General features: G+C 36.8%; 10 protein-coding genes and 1 pseudogene. 10 read left to right on the top strand and 1 reads right to left on the bottom strand.

Annotation, left to right across the window (positions count from 1 at the left end):
- Positions 1–5 precede the first annotated feature (5 nt).
- From rplL to YQ22_RS03200, 4 genes are all read left to right on the top strand, one after another.
- Positions 6–383 carry a 50S ribosomal protein L7/L12 gene (gene rplL / locus YQ22_RS03215; protein WP_058106005.1) on the top strand — a complete coding sequence of 126 codons (378 nt, stop codon included), beginning with the start codon at positions 6–8 and terminating at the stop codon, positions 381–383.
- Between the two features lie 132 nt (positions 384–515).
- On the top strand, positions 516–4,325 hold the full coding sequence (gene rpoB / locus YQ22_RS03210) for a DNA-directed RNA polymerase subunit beta (protein ID WP_058106006.1): 3,810 nt from the start codon (positions 516–518) through the stop codon (positions 4,323–4,325).
- A 62-nt stretch (positions 4,326–4,387) separates the two neighbouring features.
- Positions 4,388–8,686 carry a DNA-directed RNA polymerase subunit beta' gene (rpoC, locus tag YQ22_RS03205; RefSeq protein ID WP_058106007.1) on the top strand — a complete coding sequence of 1,433 codons (4,299 nt, stop codon included), beginning with the start codon at positions 4,388–4,390 and terminating at the stop codon, positions 8,684–8,686.
- A gap of 58 nt (positions 8,687–8,744) precedes the next feature.
- Positions 8,745–9,059 (top strand): DUF3467 domain-containing protein, encoded by a 315-nt coding sequence (locus YQ22_RS03200; protein WP_058106008.1) that lies wholly within the window; start codon positions 8,745–8,747, stop codon positions 9,057–9,059.
- A gap of 30 nt (positions 9,060–9,089) precedes the next feature.
- On the opposite strand, the gene YQ22_RS03195 is transcribed toward YQ22_RS03200, so the two are convergent.
- Positions 9,090–10,679, bottom strand: coding sequence for a peptide chain release factor 3 (locus YQ22_RS03195; protein ID WP_058106009.1), 1,590 nt, complete (start codon positions 10,677–10,679; stop codon positions 9,090–9,092).
- 370 nt (positions 10,680–11,049) lie between these two features.
- Between YQ22_RS03195 and YQ22_RS18800 the strand changes: the two genes are divergently transcribed.
- From YQ22_RS18800 to YQ22_RS19425, 6 genes and pseudogenes are all read left to right on the top strand, one after another.
- Complete coding sequence (locus YQ22_RS18800; protein WP_083414182.1) at positions 11,050–15,681, top strand: Ig-like domain-containing protein; 4,632 nt, start codon at positions 11,050–11,052, stop codon at positions 15,679–15,681.
- Positions 15,682–15,694: 13 nt separating this feature from the next.
- On the top strand, positions 15,695–16,648 hold the full coding sequence (locus tag YQ22_RS03185) for a PorP/SprF family type IX secretion system membrane protein (protein WP_058106079.1): 954 nt from the start codon (positions 15,695–15,697) through the stop codon (positions 16,646–16,648).
- 15 nt (positions 16,649–16,663) lie between these two features.
- Positions 16,664–18,604 carry an OmpA family protein gene (locus YQ22_RS03180; RefSeq protein ID WP_071340051.1) on the top strand — a complete coding sequence of 647 codons (1,941 nt, stop codon included), beginning with the start codon at positions 16,664–16,666 and terminating at the stop codon, positions 18,602–18,604.
- A 264-nt stretch (positions 18,605–18,868) separates the two neighbouring features.
- Positions 18,869–23,317 (top strand): beta strand repeat-containing protein, encoded by a 4,449-nt coding sequence (locus YQ22_RS03175; RefSeq protein ID WP_071340050.1) that lies wholly within the window; start codon positions 18,869–18,871, stop codon positions 23,315–23,317.
- 207 nt (positions 23,318–23,524) lie between these two features.
- On the top strand, positions 23,525–23,662 hold the full coding sequence (locus tag YQ22_RS19030; protein WP_156894525.1) for a hypothetical protein: 138 nt from the start codon (positions 23,525–23,527) through the stop codon (positions 23,660–23,662).
- Positions 23,663–23,701: 39 nt separating this feature from the next.
- Positions 23,702–24,082 (top strand): annotated as a pseudogene (locus YQ22_RS19425) (FG-GAP repeat domain-containing protein); the annotation flags it as partial.
- Between the last annotated feature and the right edge of the window lie 7 nt (positions 24,083–24,089).

Here is a 24,089-nt window from a genome sequence, read left to right as displayed (position 1 = left end):
AGAAAATGGCAGATTTAAAAGATTTCGCAGAACAATTAGTTAACTTGACAGTTAAAGAAGTAAACGAGTTAGCTGATATATTAAAAGAAGAGTACGGTATTGAGCCTGCAGCAGCAGCAGTAGCAGTAGCTGCCGGTGGTGGTGGTGAAGCTGGTGAAGCAGCAGAGGAAAAAACTGAATTCGATGTTATTTTGAAAGCAGCAGGTGCTTCTAAGTTAGCAGTTGTAAAATTAGTTAAGGAATTAACTGGTTTAGGATTAAAAGATGCTAAAGATATCGTTGATAGCGCACCAAAAGCTGTTAAAGAAGGTGTTACTAAAGACGAAGCTGAAGGTATCAAAAAATCATTGGAAGAAGCTGGAGCAGAAGTTGAGCTTAAATAATAGCAACAACCATATTACTTTTGGTTTAGGTCTTTGCGCTTTTTGCGTTTAGACCTAAGCCTTTTTATAGAATTAGGTATATTGAGAAGTATACAACCCAACTAGTACTCACGATCAAAACACTGTCCGTAGATGTTCACAAATAATACTGAAAGAATAAGCTTTGCTTCTGCAAGAAACACACCGGACTATCCGGATTTCTTAGATATTCAGATTAAATCTTTCCAAGACTTTTTTCAACTTGAGACTAAATCAGATGAAAGAGGTAATGAAGGTCTTTATAACACCTTCATGGAAAATTTCCCAATTACTGATACCAGAAATCAGTTTGTATTGGAATTCCTTGATTATTTCATTGACCCACCTAGATATTCTATCCAAGAATGTATAGAACGTGGTCTTACTTATAGCGTTCCCTTAAAAGCTCGTTTAAAATTATATTGTACAGACCCAGAGCATGAAGACTTTGAAACTATTGTACAAGATGTTTACTTAGGTACAATTCCTTATATGACACCTAGTGGTACTTTTGTTATCAATGGTGCTGAGAGAGTTGTAGTTTCTCAATTGCATAGATCTCCAGGGGTTTTCTTTGGTCAGTCTTTCCATGCAAACGGGACAAAATTATATTCTGCAAGAGTAATTCCTTTTAAAGGATCTTGGATAGAATTTGCTACCGATATCAACGGCGTAATGTATGCTTATATCGATAGAAAGAAAAAATTACCGGTTACTACTTTGTTTAGGGCTATTGGCTTTGAACGTGATAAGGATATATTAGAGATTTTTGACCTTTCTGAAGAGGTGAAGGTTTCTAATGCCGGTCTTAAAAAAGTACTAGGTCGTAAATTAGCGGCAAGAGTATTGAACACTTGGCATGAGGATTTTGTTGATGAGGATACTGGTGAAGTAGTATCTATTGAGCGTAATGAGATTGTTCTTGATCGTGATACTATTTTAGAAAAGGAGCATATAGCTGAAATCATTGATGCCGATGTGAAAACTATTCTATTACATAAAGAGAATAATGCTCAGTCAGATTATGCTATAATTCACAATACACTACAGAAAGATCCAACGAATTCTGAAAAAGAAGCCGTTGAGCATATCTATCGTCAATTACGTAATGCGGAGCCGCCAGATGAGGAAACGGCACGTGGTATTATTGATAAATTATTCTTTTCTGATCAACGTTATAACTTAGGTGAAGTTGGTCGTTATAGAATGAACAAAAAATTACAGTTGGATATTGGAATGGACAAGCAAGTCTTGACTAAAGAAGATATCATAACTATTATAAAATATTTAATTGAGTTAATAAACTCAAAAGCTGAAATTGATGATATTGATCACTTATCTAACCGTCGTGTAAGAACTGTTGGTGAACAATTATCTTCTCAGTTTGGTGTTGGTCTTGCGCGTATGGCAAGAACAATACGTGAGCGTATGAACGTTCGTGATAATGAGGTATTTACACCAATTGATTTGATTAATGCGAAGACGTTGTCTTCAGTAATTAATTCTTTCTTTGGTACGAACCAATTATCTCAGTTTATGGATCAAACGAATCCATTGGCAGAGATTACACACAAAAGAAGATTATCGGCATTAGGTCCAGGTGGTTTATCAAGAGAGCGTGCAGGTTTTGAGGTTCGTGATGTTCACTATACACACTACGGTCGTTTATGTCCTATTGAAACTCCTGAAGGTCCAAACATTGGTTTGATATCTTCATTGTCGGTGTTTGCGAAAGTAAACCCAATGGGATTCTTGGAAACTCCTTATAGAAAAGTGGAGAATTCAGTAGTAGACTACAAAAACTATACTTATTTAAGTGCTGAGGAAGAAGAAGGGATGAAAATAGCTCAGGCTAACATTCCAATGAAGGAAGATGGTACTATAGATGCGGAAAAAGTAATTGCAAGGGAAGAAGGTGATTTCCCAGTTGTGGATCCATCGGAAATTCAATATACCGATGTTGCTCCTAATCAAATTGCTTCAATTTCTGCTTCCTTGATTCCGTTCTTGGAACATGATGATGCAAACAGGGCTTTGATGGGGTCTAACATGATGCGTCAAGCAGTTCCTTTGTTGAAACCACAATCTCCAATTGTTGGTACAGGTCTTGAACGTCAAGTTGCTTCAGATTCAAGAGTATTGATCAATGCTGAAGGAGATGGGGTTATTGAGTATGTTGATGCTCAAAAAATCACTATCAAATATGATAGAACTGATGAGGAAAGATTAATCAGTTTCGAAGAAGATAGCAAGACTTATTTCTTGGTGAAGTTTAGAAAAACCAACCAAGGTACTAACATTAACTTGAAGCCAATTGTACAAGTAGGTGATAGAGTTAAGAAAGGACAAGTTCTTTGTGAAGGTTATGCAACTGAAAAAGGAGAATTAGCATTAGGTAGAAACTTAACCGTTGCATTTATGCCATGGAAGGGGTATAACTTTGAGGATGCAATTGTAATTTCAGAGAAAGTTGTACGTGAAGATATTTTTACATCTATTCATGTTGATGAGTATTCTCTAGAAGTTAGGGATACTAAATTAGGAGCGGAAGAACTTACACATGATATACCTAACGTTTCTGAAGAGGCTACAAAAGACTTGGATGAAAATGGTATGATTAGAATAGGTGCAGAGGTTAAGCCTGGTGATATTCTAATTGGTAAGATTACACCAAAAGGTGAGTCTGATCCAACTCCTGAAGAAAAATTATTACGTGCCATATTTGGTGACAAAGCTGGTGATGTAAAAGATGCTTCATTAAAAGCATCACCTTCTTTAAGAGGTGTTGTTATTGATAAGAAATTATTCTCTAGATCAGTAAAGGATAAGAGAAAACGTTCTGAAGATAAAGAAGAACTATCTAAATTAGAATTGGAATACGAAGTGAAATTCCAAGAATTAAAAGATATTCTTGTTGAGAAATTATTTACTATAGTAAATGGTAAGACCTCTCAAGGTGTTCTTAATGATTTAGGTGAAGAAGTATTACCTAAGGGTAAGAAGTATTCAATGAAAATGTTGAATTCTGTTGATGATTTTGCTCACTTAGTAGGTGGTAGTTGGACAACGGATGCAGATACAAATGCATTGGTAGCTGATCTTCTTCATAACTATAAGATTAAGCTTAACGATTTACAAGGTAACTTAAGAAGAGATAAGTTTACTATATCTGTTGGTGATGAATTGCCTGCTGGTATTATGAAACTTGCTAAGGTGTATATCGCCAAAAAGCGTAAGCTTAAAGTTGGTGATAAAATGGCAGGTCGTCATGGTAACAAAGGTATTGTTTCAAGAATCGTTCGTCACGAAGACATGCCTTTCTTGGAAGATGGAACACCAGTTGATATTGTATTGAATCCGTTAGGTGTACCTTCTCGTATGAATATTGGTCAAATCTATGAAACAGTTTTAGGTTGGGCTGGTCTTAAGCTTGGAAGAAAGTATGCTACACCAATTTTTGATGGGGCAACTTTAGAAGAGATAAACAAGTATACAGATGATGCGGGTATTCCAAGATTCGGACATACTTACTTATTCGATGGTGGAACCGGTCAACGTTTTGATCAACCTGCAACAGTAGGTGTGATCTATATGTTGAAACTTGGTCACATGGTAGATGATAAGATGCACGCACGTTCAATTGGACCATACTCTCTAATTACACAACAACCATTGGGTGGTAAAGCTCAGTTTGGTGGTCAGAGATTTGGTGAAATGGAGGTTTGGGCATTAGAAGCTTATGGTGCATCTGCAACTTTACGTGAGATACTTACGGTTAAGTCCGATGATGTAATCGGAAGGGCTAAGACTTATGAATCCATTGTTAAAGGAGAAACAATGCCAGAGCCTGGTTTACCAGAATCTTTCAACGTTTTAATGCACGAACTTAAGGGACTAGGTTTGGATATTAGACTGGAAGAATAGTTCAATAGTTAGTATTGAAGACTATTAAGTAAAACAAATTAAAACATTATCAGAACGCTATTATGGCTAGAATAAAAGATAATAACCAAGTAAAAAGGTTTGATAAAATTTCCATAGGTTTAGCTTCTCCAGAATCTATTTTGGCAGAATCTAGAGGTGAAGTTTTAAAGCCGGAAACAATTAACTATAGAACTCACAAACCAGAACGTGATGGTTTGTTCTGTGAGCGTATTTTTGGTCCTGTTAAGGATTATGAATGTGCTTGTGGTAAATACAAGCGTATTCGTTACCGTGGTATCGTTTGTGACCGTTGTGGTGTAGAGGTAACGGAAAAGAAAGTGCGTAGAGATCGTGTAGGTCATATTAACTTGGTGGTACCAGTAGCTCATATTTGGTACTTCCGTTCTTTACCTAATAAAATAGGTTACCTTTTAGGTTTGCCTTCCAAGAAATTGGATATGATTATTTACTACGAGCGTTACGTAGTAATACAACCAGGTATCGCTAAAGGACCTGAAGGTGAAGAAATCAATAAAATGGATTTCTTGACAGAAGAAGAGTACTTGAATATATTAGATACTATTCCTCAAGAAAATCAATATTTAGAAGATACTGACCCTAATAAGTTTATTGCTAAAATGGGTGCAGAGTGTTTAATTGATTTGTTGGGTAGAATAAATCTTAAAGAACTTTCTTTTGAGTTAAGACACAAAGCAAATACTGAGACTTCAAAGCAGAGAAAAACTGAAGCTTTAAAGCGTTTGCAAGTAGTTGAGGCACTTAGGGAATCTCAAGAAAATAGAGAAAACGAACCAGAATGGATGATCATGAAGGTAATTCCGGTGATTCCACCAGAATTACGTCCATTGGTACCATTAGATGGTGGTCGTTTTGCAACATCAGATTTAAATGATCTTTATAGAAGGGTAATTATTCGTAATAACCGTTTAAAAAGATTGGTTGAAATAAAGGCTCCTGAAGTAATTTTACGTAATGAAAAACGTATGCTTCAAGAAGCGGTAGATTCTTTGTTCGATAATACGAGGAAAGCGTCTGCAGTAAAAACGGAATCTAATAGACCTTTGAAATCTCTTTCAGATTCATTAAAAGGTAAACAAGGTCGTTTCCGTCAAAACTTACTTGGTAAGCGTGTAGATTATTCTGCTCGTTCGGTAATTGTTGTAGGACCAGAGTTGAACTTATATGAATGTGGTCTTCCAAAAGACATGGCTGCTGAACTTTACAAGCCTTTTGTAATCAGAAAATTGATTGAAAGAGGTATCGTAAAAACAGTTAAGTCCGCTAAGAAAATTATAGATAAAAAAGAGCCTGTAGTTTGGGATATTTTGGAAAATGTATTGAAAGGTCATCCTGTATTATTGAACAGGGCCCCTACTTTGCACCGTTTGGGTATCCAAGCTTTCCAACCTAAATTAATAGAAGGTAAAGCAATTCGTCTACACCCATTGGCATGTACTGCATTTAATGCGGATTTTGATGGGGATCAAATGGCGGTTCACTTACCATTAGGACCAGAGGCTATTCTAGAAGCACAGTTGTTGATGCTTGCTTCTCAGAACATATTAAACCCTGCTAATGGTTCGCCGATTACTGTACCATCACAGGATATGGTCTTGGGTCTGTATTACATGACCAAAGAGCGTAAATCAACTCCTGAAGTTCCAATTATCGGTGAAGGTTTAACTTTTTATTCTGCAGAAGAAGTAGAGATAGCTTTTAATGAAGGTAAAGTAAATCTTAATGCTGGTATTAAGGTTAGGGCTAAGGATTTTAATGAGGAGGGTGAATTGGTTAATCAAATTATACCTACAACTGTTGGGCGTGTTTTATTTAATAAAAACGTACCAGAGGAAGCGGGTTATATTAACCAAGTATTGAACAAGAAGGCATTAAGAAATATCATTGGTGATATTTTAGCTGTAACAAGTGTTCCTGCAACTGCAGCTTTCTTGGATAAGATTAAGACTATGGGGTATGAATTTGCCTTCAAAGGTGGATTGTCCTTTAGTTTAGGTGATATTATTATCCCGGCTGAAAAAATGGATATGATCGGTGAGGCCAATGGTCAGGTTGATGGCATTATGGCTAACTATAACATGGGTCTTATTACTAATAACGAGAGATACAATCAGGTTATTGATGTATGGACATCAACAAATGCTATGTTGACTGAGTTGGCTATGAAACGTATCCGTGAGGATCAGCAAGGTTTCAACTCGGTGTATATGATGCTTGATTCTGGAGCAAGGGGTTCTAAGGAACAAATTCGTCAGTTAACAGGTATGCGTGGTTTGATGGCCAAGCCTAAAAAATCAACAGCTGGTGGTGGAGAAATTATTGAAAACCCTATTCTTTCTAACTTTAAGGAAGGTCTTTCAATTTTAGAATACTTTATTTCTACACACGGTGCACGTAAAGGACTTGCGGATACGGCATTGAAAACTGCGGATGCTGGTTACTTAACGAGAAGACTTGTTGATGTTTCTCAGGATGTTATTATTAACACCGAAGATTGTGAAACATTAAGAGGGGTGGAAGTTCAGGCACTTAAGAAGAATGAAGAAGTTGTTGAAAGCTTAGGTGAAAGAATTTTAGGTCGTGTTTCTCTACATGATGTTTATAACCCAATGACAGAAGAATTGGTTCTTCAAGCGGGTCAACAGATTATGGAAGCCGATGTTAAGAGAGTGGAAGCATCTCCTATTGAAAAAATAGAAGTACGTTCTGCACTTACATGTGAGGCTGAGAAAGGTATATGTGCTAAATGTTACGGTAGAAACCTTTCAACCAATAAAATGGTACAAAGAGGTGAAGCTGTTGGTGTTGTGGCTGCACAATCAATTGGTGAGCCGGGTACACAACTTACACTTAGAACATTCCACGTAGGTGGTATTGCAGGTAACATTTCTGAGGATAATAAATTAGAAGTAAGATTCTCGGGTATTGCTGAAATTGAAGATTTAAGAACGGTTACAGGCGAAGGTTCTGATGGTAAACCAGCAGAGATCGTAATTTCTAGAACAACTGAGATTAAAGTTGTTGATGCCAAAACCGGTATTACTCTGAGTACAAGCAATATTCCTTATGGGTCTCAATTGTTTGTGGAAAATGGAGCTAAAGTTGAAAAGGGCGATGTAATTTGTTCTTGGGATCCATATAACGGGGTAATCGTTTCTGAATTCCCAGGTAAAATTGCTTATGAGAATATTGAGCAAGGTGTTACTTATCAAGTTGAAATAGATGAGCAAACAGGTTTCCAAGAGAAAGTAATTTCAGAATCTAGAAACAAGAAGTTGATACCAACTTTGTTGATTCAAGATGCTAAAGGTGAAACATTACGTTCTTACAACCTACCGGTAGGTTCTCATATAATGGTTGATGATGGCGATAAGATTAAAGAAGGTAAGACTTTGGTTAAGATTCCACGTAAATCTGCAAAAGCGGGTGATATTACAGGAGGTCTTCCAAGAGTTACCGAATTGTTTGAAGCTAGAAATCCATCTAACCCAGCAGTAGTATCTGAAATTGACGGTGTTGTTTCTTTCGGTAAAATAAAGCGTGGTAATAGAGAGATAATCATTGAATCTAAATTAGGTGAGGTTAAGAAATATCTTGTGAAATTATCTAATCAGATCTTGGTACAGGAGAATGATTATGTAAGAGCAGGTATGCCATTGTCAGATGGATCAATTACACCAGAAGATATTTTAGCAATAAAAGGTCCTTCCGCTGTACAACAGTACTTGGTAAATGAAGTTCAGGAAGTTTATAGACTGCAAGGGGTGAAGATTAATGATAAGCACTTTGAAGTAGTTGTTAGACAGATGATGCGTAAAGTAAGAATTCAAGATCCAGGTGATACTATCTTCTTAGAGAATCAATTGATTCATAAAGATGATTTCATTAAAGAAAATGATGAAATCTTTGGTAAGAAAGTAGTAATGGAGGCTGGTGATTCTGACAATCTTAAACCGGGTCAAATTGTAACTCCAAGAGAGTTAAGAGATGAAAACTCGTTGTTAAGACGTGGAGATAAGGCATTGGTTGAGGCAAGAGATGCAGTTTCTGCAACGGCAACTCCAATCCTTCAAGGTATCACTAGAGCATCGTTGCAGACGAAATCATTTATTTCTGCTGCATCGTTCCAAGAAACGACTAAGGTATTAAATGAAGCCGCTGTAAGTGGAAAAGTAGATACTTTAGAAGGTCTTAAGGAGAATGTTATTGTTGGTCATAAGATTCCTGCTGGTACAGGTATGCGAGACTATGATAGTATTATCGTTGGGTCCAAAGAAGAATATGATGAGATAATGGCCAGAAAAGAGGCATTAAGATTCTAATTATAATACTGACCCTCAAATAAAATTTGAGGGTCATTTTTTTTAATATGAAATAAACATGAGTGAACATAAGAACCCAAATCAAAAGCAGATAAATATTGAGTTGGACGAAAAAATGGCAGAAGGTATATACTCTAATCTAGCTATTATTAATCATTCAGTTTCTGAATTTGTGGTTGATTTTATTAGTATGATGCCAGGAGCTCCAAAGGCAAAAGTTAAAAGTAGGATTATTTTGACTCCTCAACATGCTAAAAAGTTTTTAAAAGCTTTAAACGATAATGTGCAACGTTTTGAGAAAGCACACGGAACAATAAAGGATTATGAGCAACCTTCAATACCAATTAATTTTGGTCCTACAGGAGAAGCATAAAAAAAGCCCAATTTTTAAATTGGGCTTTTTTTATTCAAATTCTGAAGTAAAATGTAGTTTTACTGATGGATATTTTTGCTGGGTCATTTGAAGGGAGAATTGAGAATCTGCTAAAAATACCAATTGACCTCTCTTGTCCTTTGCAAGGAATTTTTGCTTAACTCGTTCAAATTCCTTGAATTCATCTGATTTTCTGTTTTCGGTTCCTACCCAACATGCCTTATATACATTGAAATTTTCATAGCTACATTTGGCACCATATTCATGTTCCAATCGGTATTGGATAACTTCAAACTGTAATGCACCCACGGTACCTATAACTTTTCTGCCATTCATTTCTAAAGTAAATAATTGTGCGACACCCTCATCCATTAATTGGTCTATTCCTTTATTTAGCTGTTTAGATTTTAATGGATCAGCATTATTGATATATCTAAAATGTTCTGGTGAAAAACTAGGTATGCCTTTATAATGTAAGGTTTCGCCTTCGGTTAACGTATCACCAATTTTAAAATTACCCGTATCATGAAGACCTACAATATCACCGGGATAAGAAATATCAACTATTTCCTTTTTTTCTGCAAAAAAGGCATTAGGACTTGAAAATTTTAAATTTTTACCATGTCTTACATGTAAGTAAGGTTTATTTCTTTCAAATGTACCCGATACAATTTTAATAAAAGCAAGTCGGTCTCTATGTTTAGGATCCATGTTTGCATGTATTTTAAATACGAACCCGGTCATAGCTTTTTCGTTAGCTTCTACCAAACGTTCTTCAGCATTTTTAGATCGCGGTGTAGGGGCAATTTGGATAAAACAATCTAATAATTCTCGAACTCCAAAATTATTAAGGGCGGATCCAAAGAAAACTGGCTGTTGGTCACCTTTTAGGTATAGTTCTTTGTTGAATTTTGGATACACACCCCATACCAATTCAAGATTATCCCTTAATTCCGATGCGGCGTTGCTTCCTATAATTTTGTCCAGTTCAGGATTGGTAACGTCATCAAAAGCAATCGTTTCTTCAATATTCTTTTTACTATCCCCACTAAAAAGATTAATATTCTTTTCAAAAATGTTGTATATACCTTTAAAATCATAGCCCATTCCAATAGGAAAACTTAACGGAGTAACGGAAAGTCCAAGCTTTTGTTCTAATTCATCCAATAAATCAAAAGCATCTTGACCTTCTCTGTCCAATTTATTAATGAATACGAGCATTGGAATTTTTCGCATACGACAAACTTCTACTAGTTTGACCGTTTGTTCCTCTACACCTTTAGCAACATCAATTACAACTATGACACTATCTACAGCGGTAAGGGTTCTAAAAGTATCTTCGGCAAAATCTTTGTGTCCCGGAGTATCTAAAATGTTAATTTTCTTGTTCTTGTAGTTAAAGGCAAGAACAGAGGTTGCGACAGAAATACCTCTTTGTCTTTCAATTTCCATGAAATCACTGGTCGCGGATTTTTTTATTTTATTGTTTTTTACGGCACCCGCTTCTTGAATGGCACCTCCAAAAAGTAATAGTTTTTCAGTAAGTGTAGTTTTACCAGCATCGGGGTGTGAAATGATACCAAAGGTTCTTCTTCGTTCTATTTCTTGTTTGAAGGTCATATAAAAAATTTGTGCAAAAATAAGATAAAATAGATTCTTACCATTTAAGAAAGCGCAGTGATAATTTAAGTAAGATGTTTTCAATGTAGACTATAAACAAGATATGTGAATATTATTTACAATTGTTTTAATGAATATGATCCATATTGCTAGATTGATCGTATTTAAAAGAAATGTTAATATATTAACGTCTATTTGTCCATTTTTTATGCAGATTGCCTATTGAATTTGAGGGTTAATCGAAAAAGAATTTGAGTTGAATTCATTTTAATATATCTTAGCAACGTTTTAATAAGACTGCCCCACTTTCTTATCGAAAACATTAAAAACACTACCATTTGCCATGGTGATTAGTAAAACACTAACACTTATGGGTAAAATTACTTTTAGAAAACATTTTCTTTTTTCATTCCAATCTTTAGTTGTTGTGACAACTTTGTTTTGGACTATGTCATTTACTCCAAACAATTACCTAAATGACAATTATTTTAGTTTGTATTATATGGATTCAGATGGTGACGGTATTCCAGATGAAGAAGATATAGATGATGATAATGATGGTTTAGTTGACTTTAGGGAAGATAGTAACTTGGATGGAGATGATAATCATTTGACAAATCCAACTGATACTGATGGTGATGGGATTCCCAATTATTTGGATGTAGATTCGGATAATGATGGGTTATTGGATATTATTGAAGCCCAATTTTCTAAAAATATTGTTCTTTCCTCGGGAGTAGATAATGATAGAAACGGATTGGATGATATTTATCAAACAGAAATTGGAGAAGGATTGATACCCATAGATTCTGATAAAGATGGTGTGTTTGATTTTTTAGATTCAGATTCTGATAACGATGGAATATTCGATAGCCAAGAGTCAAGTGAGCTTAGTTTGGATTTTGATTGTGAAGTTGTACCAAACTTAGATTTTAGCAACACACCGATTCTTGAAGAAGGTGCTGCATTAAGTGAAGGTGCGGTATATCGATTTCCAAACATTACATCGGATCTTGATGCTATAGTAACTATTGAGGAAATTGTAAATGGTAGAATCAGTACACTCGATCAAAATTCTGTAGATCCAGAATTTTTTAAACCAGAAATCGAATTTACTACAACAGATGATATAAGAAGACCATATGTTGATTTACGTATTAGACTTGTTAAATCCGGTACCACAGAAAATGAATTTTTAGATGAGTTGATTGCTAATTTTATTGACGTAGATGGTAATGAACAATACCAGGAATTCAATAGATTTGATACTCCAGCTAGTTATACCTATGACAATCCAACTGATGTTGGAATTAATTATACTTCAGGGGGACTTTTGATTAATGGGGGAATGAGGGAGTATGATGGGATATCTAATTCGAATCCTTCTGTTAACGTTGCCGTAGAATTCATTAATATAAATACGTTTGTATTCCGTTTTGGAATAGAGACAGACACTTCTAATAATTTTACTACAAATGTACCTCGTCAATCTGGAATTCAATTTTCTTGTTTAAATAATTTTGTAGACCCTCAGACGATTTCTTTTAGTCAAGATGTTGACTCCGATTCAGATGGTTATCCAGATAGGGTCGATATTGATTCTGATAACGACGGCATACCCGACAACGTGGAAGCACAGACCACCGATGGTTATATAGCCCCTAACGAGGACGATGCCGCGACCTACGCTTCCAATGACGGGGTGAACAGTGCATATCCTGACGGATTGGTGCCTGTGAACACGGATGGTACGGATAATGTGGATTATCTTGATGACGATAGCGACAACGATCTTGTTCCTGACGATAATGAGGGCAACGACTTTAATTTTGACGGAGTTCCGGATCAGACCTACACCGGTGTGGATACCGATGGTGACGGTCTGGACGATGGTTACGAGGGTTCCGATGTGAACGATGGATTCGATGTGAACGATGAGATCGACGATCCGGCGAACGACCTACCGGATACGGACGGTACGGAGGACGTGAACTACCGCGACCTTGACGATGATGGTGACGGCGTTGATACCCCTGACGAGGATGTCGATAATGACGGCGACCCGACCAATGATGACAGTGACAATGACGGCACTCCTGATTATTTGGACCCTGATAGCCCGGGTCCGGATACGGACGGGGACGGAGTTCCGGACAGTGCGGATCTTGACGATGATAACGATGGTATCCTGGATACGGAGGAAGATCCCAATCTTGACGGTGACAATGATCCTTTAACGGATCCGCTGGATACCGATACCGATGGTATACCGAACCACTTGGATATCGACAGTGATAACGATGGTATTCCCGACAACGTGGAGGCACAGACCACCGATGGTTATATAGCCCCTAACGAGGACGATGCCGCGACCTACGCTTCCAATGACGGGGTGAACAGTGCATATCCTGACGGATTGGTGCCTGTGAACACGGATGGTACGGATAATGTGGATTATCTTGATGACGATAGCGACAACGATCTTGTTCCTGACGATAATGAGGGCAACGACTTTAATTTTGACGGAGTTCCGGATCAGACCTACACCGGTGTGGATACCGATGGTGACGGTCTGGACGATGGTTACGAGGGTTCCGATGTGAACGATGGATTCGATGTGAACGATGAGATCGACGATCCGGCGAACGACCTACCGGATACGGACGGTACGGAGGACGTGAACTACCGCGACCTTGACGATGATGGTGACGGCGTTGATACCCCTGACGAGGATGTCGATAATGACGGCGACCCGACCAATGATGATAGTGACAATGACGGTACACCGGATTATTTGGACCCTGATAGCCCGGGTCCGGATACGGACGGGGACGGAGTTCCTGACAGTGCTGATCTTGATGATGATAACGATGGTATCCTGGATACGGAGGAAGATCCCAACCTTGACGGTGACAATGATCCTTTAACGGATCCGCTGGATACCGATAACGATGGTATACCGAACCACTTGGATATCGACAGTGACGATGACGGTATACCCGACAACGTGGAGGCACAGACCACCGATGGTTATATAGCCCCTAACGAGGACGATGCCGCGACCTACGCTTCCAATGACGGGGTGAACAGTGCATATCCTGACGGGTTGGTTCCTGTGAACACGGATGGTACGGATAATGTGGATTATCTTGATGACGATAGCGACAACGATCTGGTTCCTGACGATAATGAGGGCAACGACTTAAATTTTGACGGAGTTCCGGATCAGACCTACACCGGTGTCGATACCGATGGTGACGGTCTGGACGATGGTTACGAGGGTTCCGATGTGAACGATGGATTCGATGTGAACGATGAGATCGACGATCCAGCGAACGACCTACCGGATACTGATGGTACGGAGGACGTGAACTACCGTGATCTTGACGATGATGGTGACGGCGTTGATACCCCTGACGAGGATGTCGATAATGACGGCGACCCGACCAATGATGACAGTGACAATGACGGCACTCCTGATTATTTGGACCCTGATAGCAATGTTGATCTAGATGTGGTAGACGATGCTGTGACCACTCCTGTGAATACACCGATAGAAATCGATATGTTGGATAATGATTTCGGTATTCCAACCGATGGAACGTTAACGATTACCGACCCTTCTAGTGGAACGGTTGAAATTAATGACGGAACGCCGGATGATATTTCGGATGATACGATTACCTATGTTCCAAATGATGGTTTTGAAGGAACCGATACTTTCGAATATACCGTATGTGATTTAGAGGGTAATTGTGATACTGCAACAATTACGATTACTGTAGGGGAGCCTATTGAATTAGATGTAGTAGACGATGCTGTGACCACTCCTGTGAATACACCGATAGAAATCGATATGTTGGATAATGATTTCGGTATTCCTACCGATGGAACATTAACGGTTACCGACCCTTCTAGTGGAACGGTTGAAATTAATGACGGAGGAACGCCGGATGATATTTCGGATGATACGATTACCTATGTTCCAAATGATGGTTTTGAAGGAACCAATACTTTTGAATATACCGTATGTGATTTAGAGGGTAATTGTGATACTGCAACAATTACGATTACTGTAGGGGAGCCTATTGAATTAGATGTAGTAGACGATGCTGTGACCACTCCTGTGAATACACCGATAGAAATCGATATGTTGGATAATGATTTCGGTATTCCTACCGATGGAACATTAACGGTTACCGACCCTTCTAGTGGAACGGTTGAAATTAATGACGGAGGAACGCCGGATGATATTTCGGATGATACGATTACCTATGTTCCAAATGATGGTTTTGAAGGAACCGATACTTTTGAATATACCGTATGTGATTTAGAGGGTAATTGTGATACCGCAACAATTACGATTACGGTAGGGGAGCTTATTGAATTAGATGTAGTAGACGATGCTGTGACCACTCCTGTGAATACATTGATAGAAATTGATATGTTGGATAATGATTTCGGTATTCCAACCGATGGAACGTTAACGGTTACCGACCCTTCTAATGGAACGGTTGAAGTTAATGACGGAGGAACGCCGGATGATATTTCGGATGATACGATTACCTATGTTCCAAATGATGGTTTTGAAGGAACCGATACTTTTGAATATACCGTATGTGATTTAGAGGGTAATTGTGATACCGCAACAATAGAAATAAATGTGGTGAATGATAATCCTACTGATCCAACTGACAATGCCATTGAGGTAAATCAATTGGTTACACCGAATGGGGATGGTAGAAATGAATTTTTGTTTATTAGAGGAGTTGATAAAATTCGAAATAGCACTTTAAGAATCTTTAATAGATGGGGAGTTGCGGTTTATGAAGGTGAGAATTACAACAATCAAAATAATGTTTTTGATGGAAGATCAAGAGGGCGATCAACCCTAAGTGTTGAAGAATATCTTCCATCCGGAATTTATTTCTATATTTTTGATTACACAACCCTTGATGGGGAAAGTAAAGTAGATAGTGAATATCTGTATATTAGTAGATAATAGATTATAAAATATGAATATTAAGAATAAGGTTTTAATTCTATTTGGAGGTTTACTACTTGTTTGTGGAACTTCTTTCGCCCAACAAGATGCACAATATACCCAGTATATGTTTAATACCATGAGTGTAAATCCGGCTTATGCAGGTAGCAGGGGACAATTAAGCATAACAGGTTTATACCGATCGCAATGGGTAGGTTTAGAAGGTGCTCCAAAAACACAAACCCTCAACATTCAATCTCCAATCAGAAACAGCAAGCTAGGTTATGGTGTTTCAATTGTAAATGATGAAATAGGTGATGGTGTTGTACAAGAAACATATTTTGATGCTGTTATTTCATATACCATAGATGTATCCGCAGAAGGAAAACTTTCATTTGGACTTAAAGCAGGAGGTAATCTTTTAAATCTTGATTTCAATAAATTAAGAAATTTTGATTCGGAGCCGGTTAATTCAGATAATATAGAAAATAGATTCTCACCAAATGTTGGCGTGGGTCTATATTATCATTCTAATGAATTTTATGCAGGACTTTCAGCACCTAATCTTTTCCAAACGGAACATTTTGATAATTCTCAGCAAGATGCCAATTCTGTTAGGTTTTTATCTAAAGAAAGAATTAACTTTTATTTGATTACCGGTTACGTTTTTGATTTGAACGGCAATTTAAAGTTTAAGCCCGCTTTACTTACTAAGGTAGTTGGTGGCGCTCCGTTACAAGTTGACGTATCTGCCAATTTTATGTTTAATGAAAAATTTACATTCGGTGCAGCATATCGTTGGGATGCCGCAGTCAGCGCTATGGCAGGTTTCCAAATATCAGACCAATTTATGATTGGGCTTGCATATGATAGAGAAACCACTGATTTAGGTGGTACACAGTTTAATGATGGATCATTTGAGGTACTCTTAAGGTATGAGTTGGTAAAATCATTTCAAAAATTGGTTTCACCACGATTTTTCTAAAAGGCAATTTTATATATGAAACATAAAGTAAAGTTTATTATCCTAACCTTTTTGATTTGTAACGGATTGGCATTTGCCCAAGAGCGATTAATTCAAAAAGGAAATGAGAAATTTGAATCATACTCGTTTAGTCCGGCAATAGATATTTATAAAAAGGTCTTGGAAAAAGGATATGTTTCTGCAGACTTACTACGTAAATTAGGGAATTCTTATTACTATAATGCCGACTATAAAGATGCAGCAAGTATATACATGCAGTTAGTATCGGATTACTCAAATGAAGTAACTGCTGAAGACTATTTTAAATATGCTCAAGCATTAAAATCAACTGGCGAGTATGACACCTCTAAGTCTATAATGAACAAGTTTATAGATATAACTAAGAAGGATGGTCGAGCAACTGCTTTTAATGATGAAGCGGATTTTATGGCTGATATAGAAAAAAATTCAGGGAGGTATAATTTGGGTCCTTTTGAATTTAACTCCCCTTATTCAGAATTTGCTCCTTCATTTTATAAAGAAGGTTTGATTTTTTCTTCTGATCGAGATACAGGTAATTTTGCAAGATATCGTCATACGTGGAATGCTAAAGATTTTTTAGACTTATATGAGGTAAATGCAGATAGTTCTTCCTTAAATCAAGTTAAAAAGCTTGGGGAAAATGTAAATACCCGTTATCATGAGTCGACTTCGGCAATAACAAAAGACGGTAAAACTTTATTTTTTACGCGCAATAATATAGAGAAGCGAAAGACTGTAAAAGATGAAAAGGGAATCGTACGTTTAAAAATTTTACGTGCGCAAATGACTGATGAAGGAATATGGGGCGAAGTAGAAGAGCTACCGTTTAATAGCGATTCTTATTCTGTAGCAAACCCTGCTTTAAGTCTAGATGAAAAAACCTTATATTTTGCTTCGGATATGCCGGGTACGTTTGGAGAATCGGACTTATTTATGGTTTCAATCAATCAAGATGGCACTTTTGGTACACCACAAAACTTAGGCTCTAATATTAACACGGAGGCAAGAGAGACATTTCCTTTTATAACAAGTGAGGAAATATTATATTTTTCATCTGATGGTCATCCTGGTTTAGGTGGGTTGGACGTTTTTGCAACCAAAATAAAAAGACAAGATTTTTCAGGCAAGATATTGAATGTTGGAAAGCCTATTAATAGTAATAATGATGATTTTACCTTTATTTTTAATGAAGATTTAAGAACTGGTTTTGTAGCATCAAATAGAGAAGAAGGGTTAGGTTATGATGATATTTATAGTTTTACGGAAACAAAGCCGTTAACTTTTGACTGTTTACAGAAAGTAACAGGTACGGTACGAGACAAAATTTCAAATGAAATTTTGGTTGGGGCTACGGTGAAAGTTATTAGTGAGGAGAATGAGGAGCTTTTATCGACCATAACAGATTCTGATGGAAGCTACACCCTTGAATTAGATTGTAATAAGGGAAATTTTGTAAGAGCTTTAATGGAGGGCTATATTCCATTTGAAGAATATATAGGTGCATCGGATGGAAAACCTAAAATTATTGACTTTTACTTGGAAAGAGATCGTATTACTGCTGGTTTTGGAGATGATTTGGCTAAACTACTTCAATTAAGTACAATTTATTTTGACTTTGATAAATACAATATTAGAAAAGATTCAGAAGTGGAAATAGAAAAAGTTATAGCCGCTATGGAAAAGTATCCTAGTTTGAAATTGAAAGTTAATGCTCATACCGATAGTAGGGGTACAGATGAATATAATTTGTGGCTTTCTCAAAAAAGAGCAGAATCTACGGTGAATTATATGATTAAAGAGGGGATAGACTCTACCAGACTTGTAAGTGAGGGCTTTGGTGAAACAAAATTGCTGAATGAGTGTGAAGATGGTATTAAATGTTCAGCAGCAAAACATGATATAAATAGAAGGTCTGAGTTTATTATTTTAGAATAATTTATATAAACTATTACAATCAAAAGCAACCCTATAAGGGTTGCTTTTTTAGTTGGTAATACTCTTCAAAGCCTAGTAAATTAGGTTGATTATAGACCAATTACCTAATAATTTTTTTATTTAAACAGCTCCATTTAAGGTATTCACTTAGGTTATTTCCAACTTCACAACATTTATTGTGCCCTACTTTAAGACATAGTTATTTTTACGGATGATATTGATTGTAGATAAACTTTGCATTTCAATACCCCCATTAATTTGATTATGAGATTAAAACATTTTTATTACTTAATTATCCTTTTATGTTCAACTAGTTTCTTTGCTCAAGAAACTTATCTGGATACATTTAGCAATACTTCTTATTCAAATAATAACGGGACACAAAATTTTAGTTCTAATTGGACAGAACAAAATGAGAATAGTTCTGCATTTGGTGGACGTATAACAATTACAGGTGGAAGATTACGTTTTAGAAACAATGATGATAGGTGGATTTATAGATTTGTACCTTTAGCTGGAGCTTCTACAGCGACATTGACATTGGATTATGATGCAAATTCTGCAAACGGGCAAGCATTGGATGTTTATATATATAATGCAGATAGTAATCAATGGGATTATGTTCAAAGAATAAATAATGGTACCGGTACTATTACGTACAATTTAACAGCGGCACAGATAGATTCAAATCCTGCAATAATTTTTTATCCTCCAAATACGAATTGGGGAAATAATAATATTATATATATTGATAATGTTCAATTTACCGCTACTTATGGTGCGGAGTTAGAAATAGACGATGTCACTGTAAATGAGGATGATGGAACAGCTATATTTACAGTTAGACAAATTGGTAGCAGCACAAGTGCTTATAGTGTAAATTATACAACCAACGATATATCTGCCATTTCCGGTCAAGATTATTCTGTTTCATCTGGCACTTTAAATTTTAATGGAAGCTTAAATGATACTGAGACTATAACTGTCTCTATTACTGATGATACTATTTTCGAAGGTGACGAAACCTTTGGTTTGTCATTTACTTCTACAACGAATACAGATGTTGATATTACAGATACCGCTATCGGTACTATCTTGGCAAATGACGCTTTAATTATGACTGATGGGGGCTCCGCAACCACCTGTGATGATACATTTTTAGATTCTGGCGGTATCAGTAATTACTCTGATAACGAAGATTTGGTTTATACTATTTGTCCAGATACGGCAAATAATTATACACAGGTTAATTTTGATCAGTTTGATGTAATTCCCGGCGATATCTTATTCGTATATGATGGTAATAGTACAGGTGCAACATTAATCGGGCAATATGATAATGATAATATACCCACACAAATTTTTGCAACCAATACAAATGGTTGTTTAACTTTTAGATTTACATCAAATAATAATACAACGGGTAATGGTTGGCAGGCTAGTGTTAGTTGTTCACCTCCCGGACCTAAAATTGTTGTAGAAGATGTATACGTAGATGAAGATTCTGGTAGTGCTATTTTTACGGTAACTCACGTACGTGATCGTCATGGTTACAGTTGGTTATTTGGTTTTGTTGAAACACCATTTACCGTAGAGTATATGGTTAGTGACGGTACTGCAAATAATGGTAGTGATTATATTTCTGTAAACGGAACACTTACATTTACCGGTGAGGTAGGCAACGTTCAAACTTTTTCAGTTCCCATTGTAGACGATGGGGTACCTGAATTAGTAGAGTACTTTACAGTAGGGTTTTCTGATGCAACAGCACAATATGCTTCTGTTGATTATAGTGATACCGCCAATGGTTATATTAATTCTCAAATATTGGCAAATGATCCCCTTACGTTATTTCAAGAATTTGACGGTTATTTTGATTATTCTACCACAGGTGGTTCGTTAAGAACAAATGATAATAATACAGATGCCTGTTCAATAACGACTTCATCTTCAAATACCCTAATTTCACCAATACCCAATACAGGCACAATAAAAAAAGCATATTTATATTGGGCGCACTCTAGTACGGTGGTAGACGGAACCGTTACTTTTGAAGGACAAACGGTTAATGCCAATTATCAATATCAAACTACGTTAACAAATAGAAATTTTTACGGTTATGTAAGTGATGTAACCGATATTGTTGAAAGTGTGGCAGACCCATCAACCAATGTATTTGATTTTTCTGACTTGTCAGTAGATAATTCCAACACCTATTGTTCTTCTGCTACGGTATTAGGTGGTTGGACGTTGTTCGTTTTCTATGAAGACCCAAATTTACCAGCGGTGAACATTAATTTATACCAAGGTTTTGATGGTTTAAGTAATGACGGCAATTCTTTTACTTTAGACAGTTTTTATGCTATTGCAGGTGCTGGAGCCAAGGCATCGTTTTTATCTTGGGAAGGAGATTCTACCCTTGACGGTAATAGTTCGGGTACAACCAATCCAAATGGAGAACGATTATCAATTACGAACCAAGCAAATCAAGATTTTACGTTAGCTGGTGATGGTGGTCAAACAGGTAATAACGCTTATAACTCTACAATGTATGATAATACCACCACACCAGATTATAATGATAATACAACGTATGGGGTAGATTTAGATACCTATGACATTTCAACATTTGTATCGCCTGGAGATTCTCAAGTTACGGCAAATGTAGATGTTGGTCAGGATTTTGTGATATCTGCGGCAGTTGTATTAAAAGTGCCTTCAAACCTTATTGCGGGTACTGTTTTTGAAGATGTGAATTACGGTGGCGGGCAAGGTAGAAACATGACCAATGCCAACGGTGTAGGTATATCTAGTGCCATTGTAGAATTATATGAAAGCGATGGAACTTTTGTGAGAAGAACTACTTCTAAAGTGAGTGGTGATTATAGCTTTGGGGGTATGGCAGATGGTGATTACTATGTAAAACTTGTAAACTCCACAGTTAGATCAACCCGAGCAAATGGTATTAATTGTACTACTTGTGTACCTGTACAAACTTTTAGAAGTTATGGGGATGTTAACAATAATATTGAGGTATTGGATGAAATTGGAGGAGCAGATCCAACTGCCTTCTCAGATTCTGCCTTAGGAGTTTTTGAAGATTCCCAGAGTTTATCAATGGTAAGTATTGAAAGTAGTGGTGTAGCTAATATCGACTTTGGATACAATTTCAATACTATTGTGAACACCAATGAATTTGGTCAAGGTTCTCTAGAACAGTTTATTCTGAATAGTAACACCTTGGGTGAGGTTGGTTTGGATATTGAAGCAAATGCTATATTTGATCCCGCAGCAGAAGAGGATGTATCAATTTTTATGATACCACCTACCGGAGATAGTTTTGGTCGATCTGCTGATGTAAATTATAATGCTGCAGGTTACTTTGATATTTTATTGGATAATGCAAATACCTTTTCTGTAATTACAGGAACAAATACTATCATAGACGGTAGAACCCAAACAGCTTATTCTGGTGATTCAAATGCTGGCACAGTTGGTTCTGGTGGAGCCGGTGTAGGCATTGCAAATACGGCATTGCCTAATTATACTAGACCGGAAATACAAATTCATAGAAATGGTGGTGATGTTTTACGATTAAACGGTTCAAATGTCACGATACGAGATATGTCAATATATGCGAATAATAATGCTGGGGTTAGAGTTCAAGAAGGTTCGGCAACCATTTCGAACAATTTGTTGGGAGTAAACGCGCTAGGTGCGTCTGCTGGAAACATAGATTATGGTATTGAGCAAACAGGTGGTGATTTATCGGCATTTTCAAATTATTTATCCTCAAATACCATAGCTGGTATTTTTATAGATGGTGGTACACGTAGCACCGTTCAGTTCAACCATTTAGATTCCAATGGGAGCACGGCATGTGATGATAATATTCTTATAGAAGATGGTAGTACAATTGTCATTCAAGAGAATCTTATAGAATCGGCAGCAGCATCAGGTATTGAAATTGATAATGTAAACGGAGTTACGGTTTCGAACAATAACATTCTTTTATCAGGTCAAAACGGAGGTAATTGTAGTGGAAATTATGAAGGTATGGCTATTAAACTCTCAGGTGATGATTCCGTAATTGATCAGAATAGAATTTATTCTAATGGCAGTGAGGGAGTGGTAGTTCTTTCTGGTGCATCAAACACCATATCCCAGAACAGTATTTATGCAAATGGAACCGTAGTGCCTAGCTTGGGTATTGACCTAGGTATGGATGGTGTAACCCTTAACGATAATTCCGATTCAGATTCCGGTCCAAACAATTTAGAAAATTTTCCAATCATAAATTCCGCATTTATTTCAGGATCTAATTTGGTGGTTACTGGTTGGGCATCTCCAGGTAGTACAATTGAGGTGTTTTTTACAGATGTTAATGAAGGTACAGCTACTTTAGGAGACAATCAGTTGGGGCTTACCCAAGATTATGGTGAAGGTCAAACCTATATTGGGACGGCAGTAGAAGGTAGTGGGGATGACCAAGATGCTACAACCTCTTCGTATGCAGACCCGGACGGTAATACTGACAATACCAATAAATACAAATTTGTATTTCCTTTACCATCAGGCACTGTTGTAGGAGATTTAATAACAACCACTGGTACAAGAAGTAATTCCACATCTGAGTTTTCACCAGAAATTATAATTAGTGCGTATACGGTAATTACTAATAGGAACATTACCTATCGTATTAAAGGAAATTAGATTTACAGGAAAGTTTTTTCTTATAAATATATTCTTGGCTAACCCTTTATTTTATTGGGATTTTGCGGCAGCCTACATATTTAAGAGTGTTTACAATTATCCTGTATAAATTGGCAACATAAATTTCATAACCCGGTTTGATTAGCTGAATTTTATTAAACAGAATCATGCTACTATTCCCTCTAATAGCATATCAAATATATGTTTATGGAGTTTTATCTGCTCAAAAGGATAAAATTTGGGGTTATAGGTGGTTTTATTATTGCAGCATTATCAGGTATAAAACTTAATGCACAAACGAGCTTTACAGAAAGCGCGGCTGCTTTTGGCCTAGATTTAGGATAAAAAAAAGACGGTGGGCACGCTTGGTCAGATTTTGATAACGATGGTGATTTAGATGTACTCGTTCTCGAAAATAATAATAATGCCAACGTAAAAAGTTTCTTAATGCGCAATAATGGTAACAATACGTTTACCAATGTGCAATCTTCATTAGTTCCAGGTATGCTTGGTGACTGGGCAGAAAGACAAGCAGTTTGGGGAGATATTAATAATGATGGCAAACCAGATTTTATTATAAATTCATCTGGTAATAGTAATGCTAGACAGGCTATTCAAATTTTTATTCAAAATTCAAACGGTACATTCGGTGATGGTATTGGGGGGTACAACCCAATAACCATAGGAAGATCGGGTTCAACAATAGTAGTACCTGCAGTAAATTCAGAAGGCGTTGGTTTTTTTGATTTTGAAGGTGATGGTGATTTAGACG

It is taken from the genome of Maribacter sp. 1_2014MBL_MicDiv (assembly GCF_001865655.1).
GTDB classification, from domain to species: domain Bacteria; phylum Bacteroidota; class Bacteroidia; order Flavobacteriales; family Flavobacteriaceae; genus Maribacter; species Maribacter dokdonensis.
Note: the sequence above shows the minus strand (reverse complement) of the source record. Positions and strands in the feature narration are given on the sequence as shown.

Coding starts and splice junctions, on each gene's coding strand:
- rplL (WP_058106005.1), top strand. CDS start 6: ATGGCAGATTTAAAAGATTTCGCAGAACAATTAGTTAACTTGACAGTT.
- rpoB (WP_058106006.1), top strand. CDS start 516: ATGTTCACAAATAATACTGAAAGAATAAGCTTTGCTTCTGCAAGAAAC.
- rpoC (WP_058106007.1), top strand. CDS start 4,388: ATGGCTAGAATAAAAGATAATAACCAAGTAAAAAGGTTTGATAAAATT.
- YQ22_RS03200 (WP_058106008.1), top strand. CDS start 8,745: ATGAGTGAACATAAGAACCCAAATCAAAAGCAGATAAATATTGAGTTG.
- YQ22_RS03195 (WP_058106009.1), bottom strand. CDS start 10,679: ATGACCTTCAAACAAGAAATAGAACGAAGAAGAACCTTTGGTATCATT.
- YQ22_RS18800 (WP_083414182.1), top strand. CDS start 11,050: ATGGGTAAAATTACTTTTAGAAAACATTTTCTTTTTTCATTCCAATCT.
- YQ22_RS03185 (WP_058106079.1), top strand. CDS start 15,695: ATGAATATTAAGAATAAGGTTTTAATTCTATTTGGAGGTTTACTACTT.
- YQ22_RS03180 (WP_071340051.1), top strand. CDS start 16,664: ATGAAACATAAAGTAAAGTTTATTATCCTAACCTTTTTGATTTGTAAC.
- YQ22_RS03175 (WP_071340050.1), top strand. CDS start 18,869: ATGAGATTAAAACATTTTTATTACTTAATTATCCTTTTATGTTCAACT.
- YQ22_RS19030 (WP_156894525.1), top strand. CDS start 23,525: ATGGAGTTTTATCTGCTCAAAAGGATAAAATTTGGGGTTATAGGTGGT.